The organism is Caballeronia novacaledonica (assembly GCF_900258035.1).
Lineage (GTDB): Bacteria > Pseudomonadota > Gammaproteobacteria > Burkholderiales > Burkholderiaceae > Caballeronia > Caballeronia novacaledonica.
This window is the reverse complement of the sequence record NZ_OGTP01000004.1, coordinates 99,839-123,455: the sequence shown is the minus strand read 5'-3', so window position 1 is coordinate 123,455 and position 23,617 is coordinate 99,839. Positions and strand designations below refer to the sequence as shown.

The 23,617-nt window shown below is 61.2% G+C and carries 20 protein-coding genes and 1 pseudogene; 10 read left to right on the top strand and 11 right to left on the bottom strand.

Annotated features, from left to right (window positions below):
- Positions 1 to 336 precede the first annotated feature (336 nt).
- Positions 337 to 1,518 carry a porin gene (locus tag NOV72_RS08570; RefSeq protein WP_106854164.1) on the top strand — a complete coding sequence of 394 codons (1,182 nt, stop codon included), beginning with the start codon at positions 337 to 339 and terminating at the stop codon, positions 1,516 to 1,518.
- Between the two features lie 253 nt (positions 1,519 to 1,771).
- On the opposite strand, the pseudogene NOV72_RS08565 reads toward NOV72_RS08570, so the two are convergent.
- From NOV72_RS08565 to NOV72_RS08555, 3 genes and pseudogenes are all read right to left on the bottom strand, one after another.
- Positions 1,772 to 5,177 (bottom strand): annotated as a pseudogene (locus tag NOV72_RS08565) (DEAD/DEAH box helicase family protein).
- 14 nt (positions 5,178 to 5,191) lie between these two features.
- Positions 5,192 to 6,286, bottom strand: coding sequence for a restriction endonuclease subunit S (locus NOV72_RS08560; protein ID WP_146149964.1), 1,095 nt, complete (start codon positions 6,284 to 6,286; stop codon positions 5,192 to 5,194).
- Between the two features lie 98 nt (positions 6,287 to 6,384).
- Entirely contained in the window at positions 6,385 to 7,923 is a 1,539-nt protein-coding gene (locus NOV72_RS08555; protein ID WP_106854162.1) for a type I restriction-modification system subunit M, read from the bottom strand.
- A 106-nt stretch (positions 7,924 to 8,029) separates the two neighbouring features.
- Between NOV72_RS08555 and NOV72_RS08550 the strand changes: the two genes are divergently transcribed.
- The 3 genes from NOV72_RS08550 (at position 8,030) to NOV72_RS08540 (ending at position 10,432) form a co-directional block, all read left to right on the top strand.
- Positions 8,030 to 8,803, top strand: a complete 774-nt coding sequence (locus NOV72_RS08550; protein ID WP_106854161.1) for an ABC transporter substrate-binding protein — start codon at positions 8,030 to 8,032, stop codon at positions 8,801 to 8,803.
- Positions 8,804 to 8,885: 82 nt separating this feature from the next.
- Positions 8,886 to 9,659, top strand: coding sequence for an MOSC domain-containing protein (locus NOV72_RS08545; RefSeq protein WP_106854160.1), 774 nt, complete (start codon positions 8,886 to 8,888; stop codon positions 9,657 to 9,659).
- Positions 9,659 to 10,432, top strand: coding sequence for an ABC transporter ATP-binding protein (locus tag NOV72_RS08540; protein ID WP_106854159.1), 774 nt, complete (start codon positions 9,659 to 9,661; stop codon positions 10,430 to 10,432). Before NOV72_RS08545 ends, NOV72_RS08540 begins: the two co-directional genes overlap by 1 nt.
- Before the next feature lie 42 nt (positions 10,433 to 10,474).
- Here the strand turns inward: NOV72_RS08540 and NOV72_RS08535 are convergent, their stop codons facing one another.
- Positions 10,475 to 11,086 (bottom strand): LysR family transcriptional regulator, encoded by a 612-nt coding sequence (locus tag NOV72_RS08535; protein WP_146149963.1) that lies wholly within the window; start codon positions 11,084 to 11,086, stop codon positions 10,475 to 10,477.
- 861 nt (positions 11,087 to 11,947) lie between these two features.
- On the opposite strand from NOV72_RS08535, the gene NOV72_RS08530 reads away from it, so the two are divergent.
- From NOV72_RS08530 to NOV72_RS08515, 4 genes are all read left to right on the top strand, one after another.
- On the top strand, positions 11,948 to 12,721 hold the full coding sequence (locus NOV72_RS08530) for a DUF2092 domain-containing protein (protein WP_106854157.1): 774 nt from the start codon (positions 11,948 to 11,950) through the stop codon (positions 12,719 to 12,721).
- 3 nt (positions 12,722 to 12,724) lie between these two features.
- Positions 12,725 to 13,222, top strand: a complete 498-nt coding sequence (locus NOV72_RS08525; protein ID WP_106854156.1) for a hypothetical protein — start codon at positions 12,725 to 12,727, stop codon at positions 13,220 to 13,222.
- Positions 13,223 to 13,438: 216 nt separating this feature from the next.
- Positions 13,439 to 13,723: a type II toxin-antitoxin system Phd/YefM family antitoxin gene (locus NOV72_RS08520; protein WP_106854155.1), complete on the top strand. Its 285-nt coding sequence runs from the start codon at positions 13,439 to 13,441 to the stop codon at positions 13,721 to 13,723.
- Positions 13,723 to 14,061 (top strand): type II toxin-antitoxin system RelE/ParE family toxin, encoded by a 339-nt coding sequence (locus NOV72_RS08515; protein ID WP_106854154.1) that lies wholly within the window; start codon positions 13,723 to 13,725, stop codon positions 14,059 to 14,061. Before NOV72_RS08520 ends, NOV72_RS08515 begins: the two co-directional genes overlap by 1 nt.
- 207 nt (positions 14,062 to 14,268) lie before the next feature.
- Here the strand turns inward: NOV72_RS08515 and NOV72_RS08510 are convergent, their stop codons facing one another.
- Together NOV72_RS08510 and NOV72_RS08505 are read right to left on the bottom strand one after the other, a co-directional pair.
- Entirely contained in the window at positions 14,269 to 14,613 is a 345-nt protein-coding gene (locus tag NOV72_RS08510) for a DoxX family protein (RefSeq protein WP_106854362.1), read from the bottom strand.
- 2 nt (positions 14,614 to 14,615) lie between these two features.
- Positions 14,616 to 15,539, bottom strand: coding sequence for an NAD-dependent epimerase/dehydratase family protein (locus NOV72_RS08505; protein ID WP_106854153.1), 924 nt, complete (start codon positions 15,537 to 15,539; stop codon positions 14,616 to 14,618).
- Positions 15,540 to 15,670: 131 nt separating this feature from the next.
- On the opposite strand from NOV72_RS08505, the gene NOV72_RS08500 reads away from it, so the two are divergent.
- Both NOV72_RS08500 and NOV72_RS08495 read left to right on the top strand, forming a co-directional pair.
- Positions 15,671 to 16,276: a TetR/AcrR family transcriptional regulator gene (locus NOV72_RS08500; RefSeq protein WP_106854152.1), complete on the top strand. Its 606-nt coding sequence runs from the start codon at positions 15,671 to 15,673 to the stop codon at positions 16,274 to 16,276.
- A gap of 215 nt (positions 16,277 to 16,491) precedes the next feature.
- On the top strand, positions 16,492 to 17,442 hold the full coding sequence (locus NOV72_RS08495) for a LysR substrate-binding domain-containing protein (protein ID WP_106854151.1): 951 nt from the start codon (positions 16,492 to 16,494) through the stop codon (positions 17,440 to 17,442).
- Positions 17,443 to 17,682: 240 nt separating this feature from the next.
- Here the strand turns inward: NOV72_RS08495 and NOV72_RS08490 are convergent, their stop codons facing one another.
- The 5 genes from NOV72_RS08490 to NOV72_RS08470 are packed head-to-tail and all read right to left on the bottom strand — an operon-like array spanning position 17,683 to position 23,330.
- On the bottom strand, positions 17,683 to 18,390 hold the full coding sequence (locus tag NOV72_RS08490; protein WP_106854150.1) for a transcriptional regulator NanR: 708 nt from the start codon (positions 18,388 to 18,390) through the stop codon (positions 17,683 to 17,685).
- Between the two features lie 30 nt (positions 18,391 to 18,420).
- Positions 18,421 to 19,803, bottom strand: coding sequence for a 3-oxo-isoapionate kinase OiaK (gene oiaK, locus NOV72_RS08485; RefSeq protein ID WP_106854149.1), 1,383 nt, complete (start codon positions 19,801 to 19,803; stop codon positions 18,421 to 18,423).
- A complete protein-coding gene (locus tag NOV72_RS08480) occupies positions 19,800 to 21,050 on the bottom strand; it encodes a ribulose-bisphosphate carboxylase large subunit family protein (protein WP_181290925.1) in 1,251 nt (416 codons plus the stop codon). The genes oiaK and NOV72_RS08480 overlap by 4 nt, the downstream gene beginning before the upstream one ends.
- 49 nt (positions 21,051 to 21,099) lie before the next feature.
- Positions 21,100 to 21,930 (bottom strand): phosphogluconate dehydrogenase C-terminal domain-containing protein, encoded by an 831-nt coding sequence (locus NOV72_RS08475; RefSeq protein ID WP_106854148.1) that lies wholly within the window; start codon positions 21,928 to 21,930, stop codon positions 21,100 to 21,102.
- A 59-nt stretch (positions 21,931 to 21,989) separates the two neighbouring features.
- The gene (locus NOV72_RS08470; protein WP_106854147.1) at positions 21,990 to 23,330 is read right to left on the bottom strand and encodes an MFS transporter; all 1,341 of its coding nucleotides are present in this window, start codon (positions 23,328 to 23,330) and stop codon (positions 21,990 to 21,992) included.
- Positions 23,331 to 23,617: the final 287 nt, after the last annotated feature.

Sequence of the window (23,617 nt, the reverse complement as noted above, 5' to 3'; positions counted from 1 at the left end):
GAGACGCTGAAGATCGAATGGCACGCGTCTGAAACTTTTCGCCCCGAAAGAGCCCCTCAAACGCTCATTCTCGAAAAGGCGACAGCGGCCATTGGCCTTTCTTGCCAAGCATGAGTTTCGTCCGTGCCTCTTAAAGCCTCGGATCTCCTGACGCCGCAGTTCGAACGGCATATTTTTAATTGGCGATTCTGACTGCGGTTGCATAAAGTGTGTTTGGGAACATCGCACCTTTTCCTATCGATGACCCGTACGGCTATACACGCGGCAGACATCGAGATCCTGTGTAGAAAGCGTTCCAGGACAATCTCATCTCTCGGTCATGGCTGGAGCAGGCACATGAACAAGTTACTTATAACCGGTGCGACGACGATCATCACACTGGCCGGCGCAGCGCATGCGCAAAGCAGTGTCACCCTTTACGGGTTGATCGACGCCGGTCTGACCTACACGAACAACCAGATCAACGGAACGGGTGGCGGACACAGCAACTGGGAGATGACGAGCGGTGCGGCTCAGTACAGCCGCTGGGGTCTACGCGGGGCCGAAGACCTCGGCGCAGGGCTGAAGGCCATCTTTACCCTGGAGAACGGCTTCAACCTGAATAACGGGCAGTTCTCGTCGAACAATCGCATCTTCAATCGCCAGGCGTACGTTGGCTTGTCGAGCCGCGACTACGGCGCGCTCACGCTGGGTCGCCAAACCGACGGCATGGTCGATTTTGTCGCGCCGCTTTCATTGACCGGCACGGAGTTCGGCGGCACGCATTTCGCGCACCCGCTAGACAACGACAACTTGAACGATTCGTTTCAGATCAATAACTCCGTGAAGTACCTGAGCCCGAATTTCGCTGGCTTCAAATTTGGCGCGCTGTACGGCTTTTCCAATCAGGCAGGCGGATTCACGAACAATCGCGCCTATAGCTTCGGCCTGTCGTATGTATCGGGGGCGTGGAACTTCGGTGCCGGTTACCTTCAGCTCAACAGTTCCGCGCGCACGCCGGCACAGTTGAACACCAATGGCGCAGTCACCGATACAACCGGCTCGTCCCTGCAGGGCGCGCTCACACCGGCCGCCGTGCCTTTAGGCGTGCTGGCCAGCAGTCAGAAGACCTTTGGCGCTGGCGTGAACTACACCTTCGGCCCGGCTGTGGCGGGCTTCGTGTACTCGCATAGCAAGTTCGCCCAGTTCTTTCAAAATTCGCTTAGTGGAACTTTCCAGAACTTCGAGGGCAACATTCGTTACGCGCTGACGCCGGCGGTCGAATTGTCGGGTGCTTATACCTACACGCGCGCTGGCGGAAACGGCGGCGCCGGCGGAATTCCGCATTGGAATCAGGTGAGCGCGATGGCCGACTACCGCTTCTCGCGGCGCACCGATGTCTACATTCAGGGCGTGTGGCAACGGGTGAGCCCAAGCGGCAATTCGCCATTGGGCGTGGCATGGATTAACGGCGTCACCGAGCCGTCGTCCACGAGCAATCAGATTGAGGCAACCGTCGGCTTGAGACATCGCTTCTGATCCCTCGTGACGCCGTAGAGTTGCCTGAAAGACCCTCCAGGATTTGGTCGCCACGGTGACTGAGAATAATCACGACCATTGCATTCGAGGCACGCGCCACTTTTCTCAACGGCGGCTTGATCGTAGTTCGAGCGTCGTTGATCCGGGGTGACCGTGGCGCGAACCGCCGGTATCGACGCGAATTGGTCTCTTGCTGCGTCCCTTCTCGGGCCTTCAGCGTACCTGCACCGTCGTTGCACCGAGACAAGCGGTTCTACGCGGCGGCTCTGGCACGGATCAAATCCAGCACCGTCACCAACTGATCGACCTGATCCGCGAGAAAGATCGTCTCGGGCCCGGAAGGGCACATATCCACGAATGGAGTTTCATAGAGACGCGATGCATCCATGACCCCGTTCTGAATCAGTTCTTCGACAACGAGGTTGATGAACTCAATCTGATCCGGCGTGGCGGTCGTTCCACTGACGAACTCACTGAACGCCTGCATCGCGGCCTCGCGTTCCAGACCCACTAGAGACCGGATAAAGATGCCCAAGCCCTCACTCTGCTCAGTCGCAGCTTTGATGAGTTCCGGCGATCCTCCTGCTTCGACCAGCATCCGTTCGAGTTCCTCGAGATCGGTTGCTGTCAGCGACTGATTACGCCGGAGTCGCTGCAAGGCCAGATGGTTCTCGTGCGCCCGCAGAAAGACGCGCGCTTTTTCCTTGAACTTGGCCATGTTCAGGCCGGCCGTCACCTGCGGCAGCGTGACTTCGGTCATTTCCCCGAGTTCGTCCGCGAAGTCCGTGTAGACGATCTTCTTCTTGACCTTCGGAATCAGCTTGATGAGCTCGCGGAGCCGGCGACGCGCGGTCTCCAGCATCGGCACGGTGACGTCTTCCCACCAGTCGTCACTCGCGACCGCGCTGATGAGTGCGATCTGCGCCTTGATTGCGGGAATGGCGATCTGCTCCTCGAGTTCGCCGGCAATCCGCTGGATTTTCTCGCGCAGTCCGTTGAACCCGGTGCCTGCCTGAAGAATGGCGAGCTGCGCGCGCAAAACCAGCATATCGAAGCGCTTCGCCTCTTCGTCACTATCCAGAAGCGTGGTCGGCAGGTCGGCCACATGCTCCGACAGTTCGTGGAAATCCTCCGGCGACAGCGACTGCCACGCGTCGGCCTGACTGAACTTGTCGACGAACCGGCGTTGCGGCCGGACCACGAAGTTGTCGACGTTCATCGCCGCGACCTGCGAATGCAGCAGCGCGGCGGTCTCCTTGCGCAACTGGCCTTCCGAAAGGTGGCCACCGTAAGGCTGCGGCTCAGGCCGACCGATGTCGTCTTTCGAACGCTGATCCAGCGCGCCGATCATTTCCAGCCGCGCCTTGAAGAGCCTCGTCCCGAGCGGTTCCGTGGTCGAGCCTTCGGCGAAGTCCTGGCTTGCGCCGAAGAACTCCAGGTTCTGGCAAAAAATCGAAGATGAAGAACTTCTTCTTGTCCAGGCCCGGGCCGAACAGGTCCGGACACAGGCGCGTGCCGCGTCCGACCATCTGCCAGAATTTCGTCTTGGAGCGCACAACCTTGAAGAAGACGAGATTGACGATCTCCGGCACGTCGATGCCGGTATCGAGCATATCGACGGAGACCGCGATATGCGGCATTTTCTCCGGCTTCGAGAAATCGTCGATGAGCGATTGAACGTAAGTGGTCTTGTACGTCACCATCCGCGCGAAGTGTCCTTTGTAGTGCGGATAGTTAGCGTCGAAGCGTCTGGTGATGAACTCGGCGTGATCGTTGTTCTTGGCGAAGATGATGGTCTTGCCGAGCAGATCGCCGCCCGCGACTTTCTGCCCCCTGGTCATCAGGACTTCGAGCGCCTTGTCGACGGTATCGATGTTGAAGAGCCACTTGTTCATGGCTTCCGTATCGACTTCAGTCGGCATCGTGCCGTCTTCGTTCCATTCGACCGCATCCCATCGCTCTTTCTCTTCTTCGGAGAGATCGTCGTAACGAATGCCTTCGCGCTGAAACTTGAGCGGGACCGAAATCGGCTCGGGCGGCACGAGATGCGAATTCGCCACGGCTTCGTCGAGACCGTAGGCGTCGGTGGGCACGCCCTTTTCGAGGTCGAACAGGCTATAGGTATCCTTGTCGACGTCGTCCTTCGGCGTGGCGGTCAGGCCGACGAGCATCGAGTCGAAATAGTCGAAGATCGCGCGATATTTCCGGTACACCGAGCGATGCGCCTCGTCGATGACGACGAGATCGAAATGCCCGACACCGAAGCGCCGCACGCCGTCGTGCGCTTCGTCGATGAGGCCCATCATCGTCGGGTAAGTGGACACGAACACGCGGCCCTCGGTGTACTTGTCCGTGACGAGATTGACCGGCGACGCATCGGGCAGATGCGTCTTGAACGCACCGACCGCCTGATTCACGAGCGCCACGCGATCCGCGAGGAACAGAACGCGCTTGGCCCAGTTGCAGCGCATCAGCACGTCGGCGAGCGCGATGACCGTGCGCGTCTTGCCCGTGCCGGTCGCCATCACGAGCAAAGCCTTGCGCTGGTTGTCGACTTCGAACGTTTCTCCCACGCGACGAATGGCTCGCGTCTGATAGAAGCGCTCGACGATTTTTGCATCGATGACCGCTTCCGCCAGCTTCTTGCGGCTCGTGCGGCGCTGGATGACGAGTTCGAGTTCTGCCTTCTTGTAGAAGCCTTGCAGCGCGCGGCGCGGATAGGACTGGTCGTCCCAGACCCAGTTCTCATAGCCGTTCGACAGGAAGATGACCGGACGCCGCCCGTGTTTCTTCTCGAGACAATCGGCGTAGAGCCTGGCCTGTTGCTCGCCCTCCAGCGGGCTCTTCGTCGTACGCTTGGCTTCGATCAGCGCAAGCGGCTTGCCGTCGTCGGCCCACAGCACGTAGTCGACGTAGCCGATGCCCTCGTTGTTGGGCATGCCGGTGACGACGACTTCATGATCCTTTGCCGGATCGAGCGTCCAGCCGGCCTCCTTGAGCATCAGGTCGATGAAGGCGCGACGCGTCTCGGCTTCCGAGTAGTCATGCGTGTCCGGCTGCGCGCTGTTGGCCTTTTTCGCGGCTGCGAATTCCTCGCGCAGTTTCTGGAGTGCTTCGTCGAGCGCGGTTTTATCGGCGAGCAGGTCGGAGAGGCGTTTGTCCTTCGCGTGAAGTTCGTCGTTGAGGTGCTGGATCTGTTCGAGCGTCTTCGCGGGCGGGGCCGCGGTGACGGGCTTCGGAATCAGATCGAGCGAGAACGTCAGGCTCGGCGCGGGTCGAGATGTGCGGCCGTAAGTGCGGGCGAGCCAGTAGCACAGATGGAACAGTTCGCGCGTGGCGTTGAGCGCATCGGTGACGGCGATTTTCTTGACGCCATGGGCGGCGAGATTGCCGAGGTCCTTGATGAAGCGCGTTTTCGTGAAGAGCGCTTCGCCGACGTTTTGACGGAACGTCGGTTCGTGGATCAGTGCGCTGAGATTGTCCTGGTACGGGAGCTTGAATGTCTTGTCGTGCGTGTAGAGCCACGCGACCGCGACTTCCAGCGCGCGGCGGGCGTAAAAGCAGGACGCGCGCGGGTCGGTGTTCGCGAACGACTCCGCCTTGCTCGCCGCGTCGAAGAGCATGGACCATTCGGGGGTGAGGAAGGCGAAGTTGGTCATTTTTTTATTCGCTTTTATAGGGCGCCGGTGAAGGCGCGGTGTTGGAGGGAGGAGAAGAGGTTGTCAGCTTGCTCTAAAGATGACCCGTGACTCGCTTTCAAAACTCCAATCTCATTCATGGCAGCCTTAAATAGCCGTTGCCTTTCCATTGGAGGCACGGGAATCGTTAGGCTCCCAACGATATTCTTATTGAGGTTAGCCATGGTTACGCCCTGCGCGACGTTGCCCAGATGCTTACGCATCGATGGCGACGATATAACCTGCGCCAGGTAGACGGGATCGACCTCGTCTGCCTTCAGCCGAACGAACAGACTTCCCGTTCCGCAGAGCCAGCCCTTCTCGCGAGACGAGACAACCGCGCAACGTCCCATTTCTCCGCGTCTGCCGAGTATCAGATCTCCTTCTTCAAGATGATACGAATCAAGCTCCTTGTGCTTTTCTTCCGTGATAGTGAACGACACATCTGCACAAATATGGCCGTTCCGGATATGCATTGGATTCACTAGAGGGATGCCATTGTCTACGTAGTCCTCTTCGTGAAGTTGACTTCCGAAAGGGCCGATCTGGATTCGATTTGCGAGTTGGCTCAGACAAACAGTCCGCCAACGTTTCACGTTGCTGATCGGATCACTGAACATGTTAATGAAGATCGAATTCGCCAATCCATCAAGCATGTCCAGCGCTTCACGCCGCTTGACGCGCAGCGCGTCGGCTTTATCGAGAATCGCGGCGATGCGGCGTTGTTCTGCCAGATCCGGAAGCGGAATTTGGAGGGACTCCAGGAAATGGTTCGGAACGCGTCTCTGACCTACGCTACCGGTCATCTTCCGCTCACCTTCTATGAGCACCGTGTCGCGTCGAAGGAAGTTCACCAAATAGCGAGTGTCGAGCTTTTGCGGTTGGGGGCGCAAAACGTGAAACTCTGTTGATCCGAATGCGAATTCGGACCGGACTCTCGCTTCCGCAATCTTTCCGTTTTCGAAGCATGGGGTGATCTTGGCGAGAAGCACATCGCCGTCTGCAAAACACGTATAGCCTTTTTGGACTTCACTGAACGGACGTGTTTCGGCAGTCGCTGCGACTGACTTCCCCGCTTCCACTACTGACATAGGAAAGAAATCGAGTTCGTCGTCATGCGCAATGGACCCAGTGTCATTCGCAGGATTCAGCAATATGACCTCCCCCAAGCGAACAGAATGAACTCTAGTCAATTCAACATCCCCTCAAGCTCCTTCATCGCCGCCTGAATCTCCGCCTCCAACGCATTCAACGTCGCCAGAATCTCCAGCGGCGGCAGATGCTCGACCACTTCATGCACCACTTCCCTATACCGATTGATCGACAGGTCATAACCCTGCGCCGCGATATCCGCCTTCGGCACGCAGAAGCTCTGCTCCGTACGCGCCCGCTTACGCTCCGTGCCATCGCGCAGGTTCCACCGCGCCAGCACATCCGGCAAGTTGTTCTTCTCGTGCTCCGCTTCCGTCAAGGCAGTCGCTGGCGTAACGCCAAGCTTGTCTTCACTCAACAACGGCTGACGTTTGTCATCGAGACTGCGGCCATCGGCTTCCATGTCGTAGAACCACACGTGATCCGTGCCGCCCGAATTCGTCTTCGTGAAAAGCAGAATCGCAGTGGACACGCCCGCGTAAGGCTTGAACACGCCCGAAGGCAACGAAACGATCGCATCGAGTTTCTGATCTTCGACGATCAGCCGGCGCAATTCCTTATGCGCCTTGCTCGATCCGAACAGCACACCGTCCGGCACGATGACGGCCGCCCGACCGCCGGGCTTCAATAGTCGCAGGAACAACGCAAGAAACAGCAGTTCCGTCTTCTTTGTCTTGACGATGCTCAACAAATTCTTCGCCGTATTCTCGTAATCGAGCGAACCCGCGAACGGCGGATTGGCAAGAATCAGCGAATACTTTTCATCGTCCTCGGCATGGTCCTGTGCGAGCGAATCCTTGTACCGCACGTCCGGATTGTCGACGCCATGCAGCGCCATGTTCATGCTGCCGATTCGCAACATCGTGTTGTCGAAGTCGTAGCCGTGAAACATGCCGTGGTGGAAGTGCTCGCGCTCGGCGGCATCGCGGAGCATGGAAGGATGCTTCTCACGCAGATATTCGCCCGCTGCCACCAAGTACCCACATGTGCCGCTCGCCGGATCGCAAAGGACGTCCGCTGGCGTAGGCGCAACGAGCTCGACCATCAACTGGATGATGTGCCTGGGCGTGCGGAACTGACCATTTTGCCCGGCGCTCGCGATCTTGCCGAGCATGTATTCATAGAGATCGCCCTTCGTGTCGCGATCTTCCATCGGCACGTGGTCGAGCATGTCCACGACCTTGGCCAGCAAGTTCGGTGTCGGAATGGTGAAGCGCGCGTCGCGCATGTGATGCGCGTAGGTCGAGTCGTCCGCGTTCATGGTACGCAGAAAGGGAAACACATGCTTGTCGATGAGCGCGAACATGTCGGGCGCGGCGAAGTGCTTGAAGCGCGACCAGCGCATGTCGTCGTAGGGCTGTCCACCGGAGTCGGCGCCCTCGGGAAAGATGGGCCGCGCCATCGGGTTCTTCGTGACTGCGGCTTTGCGTTCCTCGAGCGTATGGATTTCATCCAGGCGGCGGAGAAACAGCAGATAGGTGATTTGTTCCATTATTTCGAGCGGATTCGAAATTCCGCCCGACCAGAAAGCATTCCAGATGGAATCGACTTGCGTGCGTAGTGTGCCAGTGAGCATTGATACTTTTTTACATTTATGTTGGCATCCTAAGTGAAGAACGCCGGAGGCGGGATTTTAATGGAAAGCTTCGGACGTTCATTGGAAAGGATCGCGGAGCAATGGCATGCCTACGTCGAGCAAGTGTGCGGCTAGGTTCAGGATGGATCGTCGTGGTCGTCGATCCGGTGCAGGCCTTTACTTCATCACCGTGGACTTCGCGTTTGGCATCGGCCTCGAGAAGACGACGACCGCCGTCGTGCAGCAGCAAGGCGGCAAGGTCTTCGGCGCGGTGCGTCATCCGCTCAACACGGCGGACTTTTCATCGTATCTGGTCAAGGCGCAGGCTTCGGGCGCAAAAGTCATCGCATTGGCCGATTCCGGCGCCGATACGGTCAACGCGATCAAGGGCGCGAGCGAATTCGGCCTCGCCGACGGTGGCAAGCAACACGTGGCATCGCTCCTGACGTTCATCTCCGACGTGCATGGCATGGGACTTGCACAAGCGGGCGGCCTGATGCTGACCACGCCGTTCTACTGGGACGCGGACGACGCTTCACGTAGCTTCTCGAAGCGCTTCTCCGACAAGACAAAGAAGATGCCGACCATGGTTCAGGCCGGCATGTACTCGGCCGTCACACACTATCTGCAAAGCGTCGCCGCAACCGGCACCGACGACACGGCCACCGTCATGTCCAAAATGAAGTCGACACCCATCAACGACTTCTTCGCGCATAACGGTCATATTCGCGCAGACGGGCTGGCCGTCCACGACATGTATCTTATGCAGGTGAAGACGCCAGGCGAGTCGAGACGCCCCTGGGATTACTACAAGAAGATCTCGACCGTACCCGCATCCGACGCGTTCTCGCCCGAGAAGCCGGGCGCCTGCAAGATGTAGGGTTCCGCGTCCTTGATCGTCTGTCGACTTCGCCACGCTCGGCCTCGTCCGGGCGCCCTCCACCTATCCAGCCGAGTCCGCCATGTTCGTAGATTGTCTGAAGCGATATCCCGTGAAGGGGCTTTCGCCGGAGCCTCTGCCTTCCGTACTTCTGCGCGAGGCCCAAGGTTTCCCGCTCGATCGCGCCTTTGCCATCACCGACGGCTCCTTCGAATTCGATCCGGACAATCCGGCTCCCGAACCGAAGACCAAGTTTTTGATGCTGGCCAAATACGAGCGGCTCGCGCAACTGAAAACCCGCCTGATCGAGCAGACCAGCGAACTCGAAATCGAGCATGACGAATCGACGATCCGCTTCGATCTCGCCACGGAAGACGGCAAGGAAACGGCCGCATCGTTCATGAGGGACTTTCTCGGCGTGCCGCTTCCGGGAATGCCGAAGGTCGTTCACGCGCCGGGGCATCAGTTCACCGACGTCAGCGTTCACTCGATTGCCCTGATGCGCAGCATCTCGTTCATCAATCTCGCGACGGTGCGCGATCTGGGTGAACGCGTGGGCATGGAGCTCGATCCCGTGCGATTTCGCGCAAACGTCTATTTCGACGGGCTTCCCGCGTGGAGCGAAATGGAATGGCTCGGGCGGCACATCCGCATCGGCGATGCCCGTCTGAAAGTGGTCAGGCGCACCAAGCGCTGCGCGGCGACGAGCGTGAATCCGGCCACGGCGGAGCGCGATATCAACCTTCCGTTGCAGATCAGGGACTACGTCAACCACGGAGATCTCGGCGTCTACGCCGAGGTACTGACGGGCGGCGAAATCAGGCCGGGCGACAAGATGGAACTGGAGGACCAGTGATGAAATGCCGACCGAACCAGCCAAGCGACTACGCGCTCGAAACGCGCGGCCTCTGCAAGGAATTCCTCGGCTTTCGAGCCATCTGCGACGTGAACCTGAGAATCCGGCGTGGCGATATTCACGCGCTGATCGGCCCGAACGGTGCGGGCAAGACCACGATGTTCAATCTGCTGACCAAGTTCGTCACGCGTTCTTCGGGCGACATCCTGCTGAACGGAGCGGACATCACGCACACGCCGCCCGCGTCGATAGCCGAACGGGGCATGGTCCGGTCGTTCCAGATCTCCGCGATCTTCCCGGAGATGACAGCGCTCGACAACGTGAAGATCGCGCTGCAAAAGCGCCACGGCTTGTCACGACGATTGTTCGGCGGCGCCAAGGCCACCCGCCATCTCGACGACGAAGCCATGGCGCTGCTGGCGGAAGTCGGCCTGGCTGCATGCAAGGATCTGATCGCGAAGGATCTTCCACACGGTCAGCGCCGAAGCATTGAATTTGCCGCGACGCTCGCGATGGACCCGCACGTCCTGCTGCTCGACGAGCCCACGCAGGGAATGGGCATCGAGGACGTCGACCTCATTGCCCGGCTCATCAAGAAGATCTCCGCGAAGCGGACGATCGTGATCGTGGAGCACAACCTGAAGGTGATCGCGAATATTTCCGACCGCGTGACCGTGCTTGCGCGAGGCGCCATTCTCGCGGAGGGCAGCTACGACGAAGTGTCGAAGAACGCTGCCGTGACGAGCGCTTATATCGGAGCCGCCCATGCCTGAGATCCGGACCAACGTGCTGAAGGTGTCGAATCTCCATGCGTTTTACGGAGACGCGCACATCCTGCACGGTATCGATTTGTCGGTCGATGAAGGCGAGCTGGTCTGCCTGCTTGGCCGCACTTTGCCGACGCGCAATGCGACATCGATTCCGTCGCGCTTGAAATTGGCCGGCTCCAGCGAAGACGAAACTTCGAGCCTGATCTGCGGATGCTCGGTCATGAAGGACGTCAGCCGCTGCATGAGCCAGAGCGCCCCGAGGGTCGGTAGCAGGCTCACCGATAAAGCCCTGGCTTCCTGCAGGCTCTGGACCGTCGCGCGCTCGATCTGATTGAGCGCCGCGGTTGCGGCCTGAAGGTAGTTCTGCCCGAACGGCGTCAGTTCCACCTGCCTCGTAAGCCGCCGGAATAGCGGCGCGCGCAGGAAATCTTCCAGCAGCTTGATCTGCCGGCTAATTGCGCCTTGCGTGACGTTGAGTTCGTCCGCCGCCTTGGAAAAGCTCATGAGACGGCCGGCGGCTTCGAACGCCCGCAGCGCGAGAAGTGGAGGAAGTCGTCGCTTCATCGGACCGCTCTGTTCGCCAGATGGATGTTTCCCGGGAAATGGTCCGCGCACCGATGTGCGGATCGTATCGAAGACCCCGATCGCATGATCCACGAAGACGCACCGGCTTGCCAGAGAAAAGTTTGCACGAGGGATCGGCAGGAAGCGGGCGTATTACTTATGCGGCAGCTTCGAGCAGCTTGGCGAGTCTCGCGGTCGCGTCATGAGTGGACGACGCAACGCTCCGACATCGTGCCCCTTCGGCTTGAGACCCGCTTTGATCGTCGTAGGCAGACTGCCTGTAGAACAACGCACGCGCTTCACGAAGATCTCCCGCCTGATCGCGGCGTAAAGATCGAGCGTGAGCTTCGCAATCGGATTGGGCGCGGCCGTGCACCATCCGCTCGCGCCCGCCCAAAACGCTTCGAGCGTCAGCGGTTCGTCTCGCCGTCGGCCAGTTGATGCAGAACGTGCATGCGCTGGATATCGCCGGTGCTTTCCTTGACCGTCGTGACGTTGTCGATCTCGCGAACCGCGCGTGCGATCTCGCTGTAGTGCGTGACTGCAGATTTCAGTACCGATATCGTGACGAGCGGCCGTTGTCAAAGTGTTTTCATGAGGACGCCATCCTAAGCCTGCGGATTGATCGCGCGGGACGCCGCGATGAAGTCGCGGTCGCCGGACATCGAGCACCATACCCCGTCCGCGAGCATTTGAAGCGTCGCTGCCGCTCGACGGCGCGCCGCAGATCGCGTTCATTCCAGACCACTTCCCCGTTGCCGGATTGTGGTACACGCCGGCACGCGTTTCCATGGGGAATCGGAGCAACGAACTGCTCTTTAGGGCAATTCCGTGAAAAGGACTTCCCTTTCATGGCATCAGTTACTAAATTAACTTCGTTGGGCAAGCATCAGCGCGAAAGCCGCCGACGCGAGCGCCCGACGATATCTCTGTCACACACTGGGGGAGCGAACCATGAGGCGAAAGGTATTGGCCGCAGCCTTGCTCATCGGAACAGTGTCTGCACCACAGGTTCAGGCACAGGAAGCATCCGCGGCCGTTGCCGCCAGCGCCGCGCCTGCCGTGGACCCCGCGGCCGTGCAGGCGCTTCAGAAAATGGGCACGCATCTTCAGTCGATGAAACGCTTCAGCGTGTCGACGGACCTGACGGGCGAGCGCGTGCTCGAAGATGGGCAGAAACTGCAACACACGGCCACCGCAGATCTCGAAGTCGACCGGCCAGACAAGATTCGCGTCGTGATGCGAAGCGCGCGCAGCGAGCGAGAGGTCTTCTATAACGGAAGCACTGTCTGGCTATACACGCCAGCACAGAAGTACTACTCGTCCGTGCCGTTCGACGGCAATCTCAAGGCGTTGGTCGAACAGTTCCGGATTCGCTTCGGAGTGGAATTTCCGCTCGCGGATCTTTTCGTTTGGGGAACGCCGGATGCGCCGACCGACCAGTTCGAGTCGGCCATGTATGCGGGGCAGGATTACATCGGTTCGGACGTGTGCGACCACTATGCGTTCCGGCAGCAGGATCTCGATTGGCAGATCTGGATCAAGGCAGGCGCCAGTCCGCTGCCGCGCAAGCTCGTGATCACGCGCCGGGACGATGACGCGCGTCCTCAGTCGAGCTCGATCATCGACTGGAACGTCTCGCCCGCGTTCACAAACGCGGTGTTCACCTTCAAACCGCCGGCTGGTGCAAAGAAAGTCGACATCGTCCCTATCAAGACGAAGGAGTGACTCATGAACATTCCACGCAAAGGGAATCGACCGCTCCTGATCGGATTGGCGTTTGCCGCTTGCCTGTCGGTCGCGGCGGAGTCGACGTATGCCGCAGGACGCGGCGGCGGCGGCCATGTGCAGCGAGGCGGCGGCGGCGGCAACATGGCGCATGGTGCGCACGGCGGCGGCCAGTTGAACAACTCGCGGGCGGACACGCGCACACGCAATGTGCGCAATACGAGCGTGAACAACGTGAACCGCAATACCAATATCAATCGGAACGTCAATGTGAATGTCGACAACCACGGCGGATGGGACAACGACTATCACCCGGTAGCGACCGCCGCCGCTGTGACCGCCGCGGTGGGCGTCACGTCGGCCATCGTCGGCTCCATGGTCAATTCGGTTCCCTCGAACTGCGCCCCGGTGAACTACGGCGGCATGATCTATCAGCGATGTGGCAGCACGTGGTATCAACCTCAAGGCAGTCAATACATTGTCGTCAACGCGCCGTATTGACGCGCCGTAACCGTCGAAGGCGTCCGGACCCGACACCGCGCGGTCTGCTGCGCGGTGTCTCGCATGCGGGGGCGGCAGGCGCTGCGATCCTCACAGGGGGAAACCGCCCGGGCTCAACGGACGTCCGAACGTGCGATGCACGTGTGCACCTTCTGCCTTGCTGGAAGACTAAAAATGGTCTATATTCGGTCTCATCAAGCGAGGAGTAAAGCCGTCATGCATATTGCCGACCACGTGAAGCCCATCAGTTATTTGAAGAGCGAAGCTGCTCAGATCGTCAAGGACCTGACCGACTCGGGCGAGCCGCTGATCATCACGCAGAACGGTGAGGCAAAGCTGGTGGTTCAAGACGTTCGGACCTACGAGGCCACGCAGCAGACGATCGCCTTGCTGAAGATTTTGGCCATCGGTCAAAAGCAGATCGAGCAGGCAGACCATGAAGACGGCGACGATTTTTTCTCCGAGCTTAACGAACTCGATCGCAAGCAAACATTGCGGTGATGCAACGACCGCTGCTGAAATACCGAATCCTTCCGACGGCTCGCATAGGCATTGATGAAGTACGAAGCTACATCGTTCGCACTTTCGGCTGGGAAACGTGGCGCGAAACCTCGGCGCACCTGCAGGAGACGATCAATCACATCCGCCAGTTCCCAGAGAGCGGGCATGTGCCGCCCGAACTTGACGGCTTCATCGATGAGCGCTTCAGACAAGCCATCTCCGGTAAGAACCGAATCATCTACCAAGTGAAAGATGGCACTCTGTATGTTCATCTTGTCGCCGATACACGGCGCGATTTGCAAGCCCTGCTCCAGCGGATCGTCCTTCGACTGATGTAGATCGCTCGATCTGCTCAACATGTCCCGCGCACAACGCCCTCGCTCCCAAGAGGAGAAACGAGATTTCCTCTTGCGGCCGTGGCGCCGTCTTCTGTACTCGACCCATTAGTGTCAGTCGCCCCCACGCAAAGCGGCCGTCGGACATGCACGGTCGTCCTGGCCTTCGCGACGATATCCGCATGTGCATTTCAAGTTCCCGAGCAAGCCTCAACCACGCAGCACGACAGTAAATACAACGAGGGCCGAGAAGATCAGCGCCGGGGCGAGATGCCCGAACGGCTCTCGATTTCGCAGCAACGTGAAGAGTGCACCGATCATGATTGCACCGGACAGCATCAAGCCCAAGACTCGGGTTTGGTGTCCGGCAATAAGTGCCGCACTCAACAGTTCGAGAGCACCGCAGAGCAAACGAAACCATGCCGGATAACCCCAGCGTGCGAAGTCGCGCTTCACCGCGCCGGGTCCCGCGAGATTGACCACTCCGGCAACCGTGAACAGAACCGCCACGATCGTCGCGAGAACCGATTCGAAAGAGGCAATGTTTAACGCCATCGTCATTCTCCGTTGCCTTGCTGAAAGTGCTTCTGCACGGAGAGGTCCGCAATCAGGCCAGGGCCTTGGGGTTCCCACGCAAGAACGCGCCGGGCATGCTGGCCGCTTACCGTCTGGTCGAGAGCCAGTGCGTCAGCAAATGGCCCAAGCGACTGGCGAGCATCGTCGAGCGGCCAGAATTCGACGCGATCGGCCGCAACCGAGGCCCGAATCGCCTCGCCCATTTCGGCGACGGCAACGGCTTCTTCCGCGACTACGTTGAGGATCTGTCCGGCGACTTGATCGTCCCCGCTCGCCAGCCGCGCCATCGCGCTCAGATATGCAGCGGCGAGATCATCGACGTGCACGGCGGGCCATTGGTTGCGACCATCGCCGACGACTCTCACACTGCCGGTCTGACGGACCATACCGGCAAGCATGCCGAAGACGCCGCCGCCGTGTCCGTGCACCATCGCCGGCCGCAGGATCACGGCGGCAATCGAGCGACGTGCTGCGAGCGCCAGCACGCGTTGCTCCACTTCGGGCCGCCAGGCGACGAGTGGTGTCGGGTTCAACGCCGATGCTTCAGTTGCGGGCTCGCCATTCGTATTGCCGTAGACCCAGGTGCCCGACGTATAGACAAACGCCGCGCCTGGCCTCGAATGCAAAAGCATCGCCTCGACTGCGGCCTTGTCGGCAGCGGGGGCGGCGGCGTCGTTGGTCGATGCGGCGTGCAACACGCCATCGGCGGCGCCGGCAGTCGCAGCGAAAGACGATGGATCACGCAAGTCGCCGCCATGCAGTTTCACGCCGAGACTTGCCAGCGCGGTCGCGCCCGCCGATTTGTCGTCGCGCACCAGGGCCGTCACCTGATGGCCGAGGCTGATTGCCTTGCGCGCGACCGCTTGTCCGATGTAGCCCGTGCCACCTGTCATGAACAGTTCCATGGCGTTCTCCTCGATGAGTGCCTGCGAAGTCGATAAGTCACACATACGAGACTGATTAGTCTCGTTTTCGCCAAATCTAAACGAGACTGGTCAGTCTTGTCAACCACTCGGCGATCTGTTATTTATGGGGGATGAACACGTCTTCTCTTACCGACCTGAGCCCGCTGCAGCGCCGTAAGCGGTCCGCCATCCTCGACGGTGCGAGAACCGTTTTTTTAAGCCAGGGTTTCGGCCTGGCAACGATGGACGACGTCGCCGCGGCTGCGGGCGTCGGCAAACAGACGGTCTATCGGCATTTCAAGTCGAAGGAGGCGCTCTTCGTCGGTCTGGTGAGCTCGATGTGCGCTCAAGTGGGCGCACTTCTCGTCAGCGGTCAGGACGAGCAGTCCGACGGCTCGCCCGACGTCGAGTTGCACGACTTGGGACGGGCGTTGGCACAAATCCTTATCGAGCCGGATTATCTGCGGCTTTACCGGGCCATCGTTGCCGAGGCCGAGCGTCTTCCGGAACTCGGCCAGGTGTTTTACGAAAACGGGGCAAAGGTCGTGCGGGCCTTCGCGGCAACAATTCTCCGAAAGAGATTCGACGAATCGACCGCTGCATTGCGAGCCGCGACTTTCGTTCAGTTGGTGCTAGGCGACGCGTATCTGGAACTGTCGATTGGCTACGCTGTTCCCGATGTCGAAGCGCGCTTTGCACTCCAGATCGACGAGGCGGTAGCGGCTGCACTGCGCTAAGGGCGTCGCATAAGGAGTTGAGATCACGGGTGGTTGACGATTTTGCCGAACTTCGCAATTCGAGCGCCGCGCAACGGCGGCGGCACGATCTTCGATACCCGGCCCACTCCCGCAGGTCACGCTGTTCGATTTTGCTTTCGCCAAGCCGTGAGAAAATCTCACGCGATACGGATAAAAACCCGTAGAAGCGACCATCGGCGGATGAGGAGACATTCATGCACACCCCGCGTCCTTCCCTGAACGCATTGCGCGCGTTCGAAGCCGTCGCGCGGCTGCGCAGCATGACGCTCGCGGCGCACGAGCTGTGCGTCACGCACGGCGCCATCAGCCGGCAGATCAAGTCGCTGGAGGAGACGCTCGGACTCAACCTGATCGTGCGCTCGTCGCAATCGTCCGATCCGACGCCTGAAGGCGCGCGTCTCGCGGAAGGCCTGAGCGCCGCGTTCACCTTGATCGACGCGAGCATCGAGCAGCTGAGGCCCGAGCCGCTCATGCTGTCGTGCTCCGCGTCGGTGATGATGTACTGGCTGATTCCGCGCATCGCGGGTTTTCATCAGCGGCATCCGCAGACGGAATTGCAGTTCAACATGAACTACGACCAGATCGATTTCGTGCGCGACAAGATCAGCGTCGCGATCCGCGCGAGCACGATCGAGCCGCCGAAGGGCGCGCTCACGCGCACCTTGATGGACGAATGGATCGGCCCGGTCTGCTCGTCCGCATATGCGAAGGCGCAGGGCCTTGCGACGCCGCGCGATCTCGAACGCGCCACGCTGCTGTCGACGAGAACCCGCCCGGAAGCCTGGTCCGACTGGTTCAGCGCGACGGGTTTCGATGCGGTGCCGCAGGAATCGGCCGGCGTCTACGATCACTTCTACTTGCTGATTCAGGCGGCAGTGTGTGGCCTCGGCATCGCGCTGGTGCCGCAGATGCTCGTCATGAACGACCTGATCTCGGGCAAGCTGTGCGCGCCGTTCGGCTTCGTACGCGGGCCGCGTCAACTGGTGCTGTGGGTGGCGCCGCATCTGCGCGCGCATGCGGACGTGAAGCAACTGGAGCAGTGGCTGATTGCTGAAATGAACGAAAGCCTCAAGGAAATGACGGCGTTTCTCGACGGGGCGGACAGCGCAGGCGCACAGCGCGAAGAGCGCTACGCACCCGGTTGATCGGGCGCGGCGCCGCGTCTCCGGCGTGAAGAACGTCGTCACGAAGCCGATGCCGGCGATCAGCGCGAGATAGGCGGCGAGGAACCGCCGTGTGTGATGCGTCGCCATTTGCATCAGCAAGGCGATCAACGGCAGTTCGATGCCCTTGAGAAGGTCCGGCCCCCACGAGCGCATCGCTTCGCGCATGCAGCGCATTTCGACGCCACCGAAAGAAACGCCCAGCTCGAACCGGCCGACAACTCACGACAAAATCAGCTTCCCATACAACGCATTCGCGCGGCTCAGATGCGCATGCATCGCCTCCGCAGCGGCGTTCCCGTCACGCCGCGCGATAGCCTCGACGATGCGCTCGTGCTCCGCGAGCGTGAGTTGCTCCGCGCCGGGCGCGCGCACCATCGGCCGATAGTATTCGGCAGCCCAGCGAAAGATCGACTCGACGATGGACGGATAGATCGGATTGCCCGTGATCTGCGCGATCTCGCGATGAAACGCCATGTCGCATTCGAGAAATTCATCGCGGTCCGCGCGCGCGGCGCGCTGTGCCCGCACTTTCGCGCGCAGGCGTTCGACATCGTCGTCGCTGGCGCGCTCGGCGGCCATGCGCGCGGTGCCGGTTTCGAGAAAGAGCCGCGCCGATTTCAGATGATCGAGCATGTCCGGCTGCGTGCGCAGCAGATGCATCGTGCCGACCGCAATCTGCGCGATCAGGCTTTGCGCCGTCGGCACGACCACGCGTGCGCGTTCGCCATGCGCGATCTCGACGATGCCCGCGCGTTCCAGCGTTTGCAGCGCCTCGCGGATGGCCGGCCGGCCCACGCCGTAGGTTTCCATCAGTTCGCGCTCCGATGGAAGCTGCTCGCCGGGCGCGACCTCGCCCGACTGGATGCGCTCCATCAGCCGGTCCAGCACTTCCTGATACAGCTTGCGCCGCTGAATTGCTTCGGCCATCGCAGTTTTCTCGCATCGATCAAACCACGATTATCCCAAAAGACGTCCCTCGCGCACCGAACCGAAGAACGACGCCGCGCCGATCTGCCCGCCCTTGAGCGCAATTTCCAGCCCGTCGCGCTGCGGATCGTCGGACCATGCGCGGCATAGCGGCGAGCCCGGCGCCATGCCCGCGGCGACGCTCAACGCCGCGATGCCGAGACGGCTCGCGACTTCGCCCGAGCTGTCGCCGCCCGCCACGACCACGCGTGACACGCGCGTGCGCTGGAGCATGCCCAACATGACATCGGCGAGCGCTTCGCCCACGCGCCGCGCCGCCTCCGGACGCGTGAGCTTCGCGCGCGCGGCGATGTCGTCGAAGCCGAGCACGTCGGGGTCGTCCGGGCCTTCGGCGCTGAAGACGAGCGCGCTGCGGCCGCGCAACAGCGCATCGACGGCCACCTGCACCGCGCGCGCGATTTCGGCCGCGCGCGTGTCGGCGTCGAGCGCGCGCCGCAGATCGAGCCGCTCGACGCAAAAGCCGTTGTCGCGCGCCCAGCGGATCTGCGCGGCCGTCACCGGCGAACAACTCCCGCTCACGGCGGCAATCGTATCGACGGGACCGGCCACCGGCAGCGACGGCGCCTCGGGCACGAGCCCGAGCGCGCGCCAGTGCGCGGCCAGCGCGTATTGCAAGCCCGACGACGACGCCGTGAACACGCCCTCGCCGCGCGCTTCCCAGACGAGCTTGCCCGCGGCGGCCAGCGTTTCTTCGTCGAGCACATCGATCAGGACGACGGGCGTGGAAGGGCCGGTCGGCGCGTTGAGGCTTTCGTGCGCTTTTCCCGAACGCAACTGCACGAAATCGATCAGCCGGATGTCGCGCCGGGTTTGATGGCCGAGATGCACGCGCAGGTCGGCTTCGTTCATCGGCGTGACGGGGTGGCGCGACATCGTCGGATGACGGTCCAGCCGATAACCAATTCCATCGACCGATGCGAACAGATTGCCGAACGCCTGATAGCGCTTCAGACGCGGGGCGCCGACGATCATCGGCGACCACGCGCCGGGCATGTGCTTCACGCCGATATCGATCGCGCGGCCGATCGAGCCCGTCTGCGGCGATGAATCGAAGGTCGAACAGACCTTGTATTGCAGGATCGGCGCGCCGAGCGCGGCCAGGCTCGCGAACGCGCCCGGCAACGCGTCGTCCATCCATTGCGGACTGCGCCCGCGCGACGATCCCGCAAGCCCCACGCAGCGCACGCCCGGAAAGCGCGCGAGCAGCTCGGGCGTCGGCGCGTCGAGGCAGAGCAGCGTCGGCACGCCGGCGGCGGTCATCGCTTCCATTGCATCGGTCGAGCCGGTGAAATCGTCGCCGTAGTAGGCGAGCAGGACGCCGTCGGGCCATTGCGGGCTGTGCTCGTCGGTCATTGCCAGAACTCCAGTGCGGCCTTCAATGCGGGATTGCGCTCGGCATGACGCGCGAGCGGCACACCTTCCATCGCCGCGACCCAGGCTTCGCGCAATGCCTCGACGCCCGCGGCCACGCCGCCCGGATGGCCGAAGATGCCGCCGCCCGCCGTATGGATCAGATCCGCGCAGCCGATCGCCTCGCAGGTGTCGGCTGCCTGCAAGCCCGTCTGACCCGAACTGAAGACGGGCATGGCGGGCAATGGCGCGTCCGGCATCACGGGCGCAAGCACGGCGCGCGCCGCCGCGATCACGCTCTCGTCCGCTTCGCTGAACTTGTTGCGCAGCCCATTCACGTGAAGATGATCCGCGCCGGCGAGACGCCAGAGTTTCTGCCACGGCGCATAGTCCCATCCTAGTGCTTCACAGCGCGTGAGATAGCCCCAGCCCGCGCGATGTGCGTGAATCGGCAACTGGCTGTGCTTGCGCAACTCGGTCATGCCGACGAGCCCGATCGAATTGAGCACGGCCATCACGCACGTTCCGTTCTGTTCGAGCACGAGATCGTGGCGGCGCTTCATCTGATCGAGATCGCCGGTCACGTTGAACGCGACCATCACCTTCTTGCCGGTGCGGTCCGCGTGCTCGTTCACGACTCGCATGACCGCGCGCACGCGTTCGTCGAACGGACAATGCGAACCGTCGCCTTGCAGTTCGTCATCCTTGATGAAGTCGATGCCGCCCGCCACCAGCGCCTTGACCTGCTCTGCGGTTTCTTCCGGTGACAAACCCACGCTCGGCTTGATGATCGTGCCGATCAGCGGCCCACGCGTCACGCCGCTCAGTCTGCGCGTGCCTTCGATGCCGAACGCCGGCCCCGGATACGCCTTCGCGAACGAAGGCGGCAAGCGCAAGTCCGTCAGGCGCAGCCCCGACACCTGCCGCAACTCGAACAGATTGCCCGCGATCGTCGACATCAGATTCGGCAACGATGCGCCGAAGTTTTCGATCGGCCACGAAAGCTCCAGCGCGCATTGCGTATAACGCGCCGATTCGATGCCGCCCGCGAGACTCGGCGTGCCGCTGTGACCGAGCACCTCCAGCCGCTCGACCCGCGCGCCCGAGCGTGCCTTCAGTTCGGGCGTCTCGTTCGGCAGCGCGATGAAGGTGCCGCTCGACTGCTCGCCCGCGATCACGTCGGCGGCCTGCTGCGGATCGACACCGGTTTCGAGCCAGTAAGTGGCGTGGATGCGTTCAGTCACGTTCATATCCTCAAAGTCAGTTCAGCGATGCAATCACGCGATGCTCACGGGGTCTTCACGTAATCCGGCGGATGCTCTCGGCGATCTCTTCGCGATCGAACACGTTCTTCCAGTCGTCGCGCATGAGACGCGGCTTGCCGAACTCGATCGCCTTGTTGCACGCATCGGAGAACGCGCCGGGAATCTCGTTGAAGATCACCGCGCCGAGAATGTTCATATGGCCGAGCAGGAAGTCGCGCGCCGCCTGCTCGGGCACGCCGCGCTTGATTGTTTCGTCCATCGCTTCGCGCATCACGTAAAGCAGCGTCGCGCAGATCGTTTCCGAAAGACCCGGCTCCAGAATGGCCATCTGATCGACGGTCAGACGATACGAACGCAGGATCGGCGCATAGATCACCTTCGCGACCGCCTCGCCGAGATCGAACGCTTCCTCCGGTCCCTGCATCAACGCGCTGACGATCGACTGCTTCGCGTGCGCGCCGCCGAAGTGATCGTGCAGCGACTTCTCGTCGAGGTCGTAGTTGAAGATGATCGGATGGCATGGATGCGCGACGAAGTACGTCAGGTCCTTGCGATCCGGCAGATGGCCGGCGAAAGGCGCGGCGGCGTCGAGCGTCATGACCATCGTGCCGGCTTTGAGCTTCGGCGCGATTTCGTGCGACAGCTTGCCGATGAGCGTATCGGGCACGGCGAGGATGACGACATCGGCGCCGTCGAGCGCGGCATCCGCCGACACGACGCCGAGGCCGAGTTCGTCCTTCAGGCGCTTCTGACCCGCCGCGCCCGGCTCGACGTGCGCCACACGATAGTCCGACTTCAGCAGATTGCTCGACAGGCGCACGCCCATCTTTCCGCCCGCGCCGAACAATGCGATTTTCTCTTTCATTCCAACTCTCCTTCAGCAGTCGATGTGAGCCGGGGCGCGCGCCCCCGGCGAGGTGAATGTCAATGCGCTTTCACGGGTTCGAGCGACGTCTGCGTGCTCGTGCGTCCGATGGCGAGGGCGAGCACGGCGGACATCAGCATCATCGCGCCGACGATCAGCATCGGCAGTTGATACGAACCGCTCATGTCCTTGGCGATGCCGGTGATGTACGGCGCGACGAATCCCGCCAGATTTCCGACCGTGTTGATGAGCGCGATGCCCGCCGCGGCCGCCGCACCCGACAGGAAGCGTCCCGGCAGCGCCCAGAAGTTCGGCAGCGCGCAGAAGATCGCGCAGGCCGTCACGGTGATGACCGCGATGCTCGCGGTGGGCGAGCCCATCTGCAACGCGAGCGGCACGCTCAGTGCGCCGATCAGCGCCGGCACGGAGATGTGCCAGGAACGCACGCCGCGCTTCGTCGCGTCACGGCTCCACAGGAACAGTGCGATCGCCGCGGGCAGATACGGAATCGCCGTGATCAAACCCTTCTGAAACACGTTGAAGTGCGTGCCGAAGCGCGTCTCGAATCCGCCGATGATCGTCGGCAGGAAGAACGCCAGCGCATACAAGCCGTAGATGAGGCCGAAGTACATCAGCGAGAACATCCACACGCGGCCGTTGGCGAGCGCGGCGAGCGGATTGCCGTGATGCGCGGCGCTCCTGCTGCCCTTCTCTTTTTCCTCGGCTTCGAGCTTCGCGATCAGCCATTCGCGTTCCGCGGCGGTCAGCCATTTGGCCTGCGAGGGCTTGTCGGTCAGATAGAACCACGCGATGACGCCGACCAGGATCGCCGGAATCGCGACGCCGAAGAACATGATGCGCCAGCCGGCGAGTCCGAAGAGACCGTTTGCGCCGATCAGCAAGGCCGCGACCGGCGCGCCGATGACGATCGTGAGCGGTTGCGCGAGATAGAACAGCGCGAGGATATGGCTGCGATGCTTCGCCGGGACCCACATGCTCAGGAACAGGATCGCGCCCGGAAAAAAGCCCGCTTCGGCCACGCCGAGCAAAAAGCGCAGCGTGTAAAGCCCGTTCACGCTGCTCACCCAGGTGAACAGCAGCGCGACGACGCCCCACGTCACCATGATGCGTGCGAGCCAGCGCCTGGCGCCGAACTTGTGGAGCGCGAGATTGCTGGGAATCTCCAGCACGATGTAGCCGATGAAGAACACGCCCGCCGCGAGTCCGAACTGTGCGGCGGTGAGGCCCAGATCCTTGCTCATCCCGTTGGGTCCGGCGAACGAAATCGCGGTCCGGTCGAGAAAATTGATGAAGAACATCAATCCGACGAACGGCACGAGCCGCCACGAGATCTTTCGAATTGTCGACCGCTCGACGGTTGCCGCCTCTGTCATGTTCATGTCTGCTCCGCTCCAATGTGCGATGACTTGACTGGTGTGATGAGTAGACCACTACTCCCACGGACTCGACATACATGTAAACGCGGAAACGCGGAAACGCGTCGAGTTTTTCTCACATCGAAATGAGAAAAATTCGGCGCGACGGCGGAATTCAAGCGGTTCGGGTCGGAGAAAATGTCATAGGTTTTGGACGGCGCGCGGCATCGATTTCGCACGGTGTTTCGCGAAGCCGAGATGATCAGCCTGAGCGTCGTGGCGCTGACGACCAGAGCGCATGTCGGCGAGAA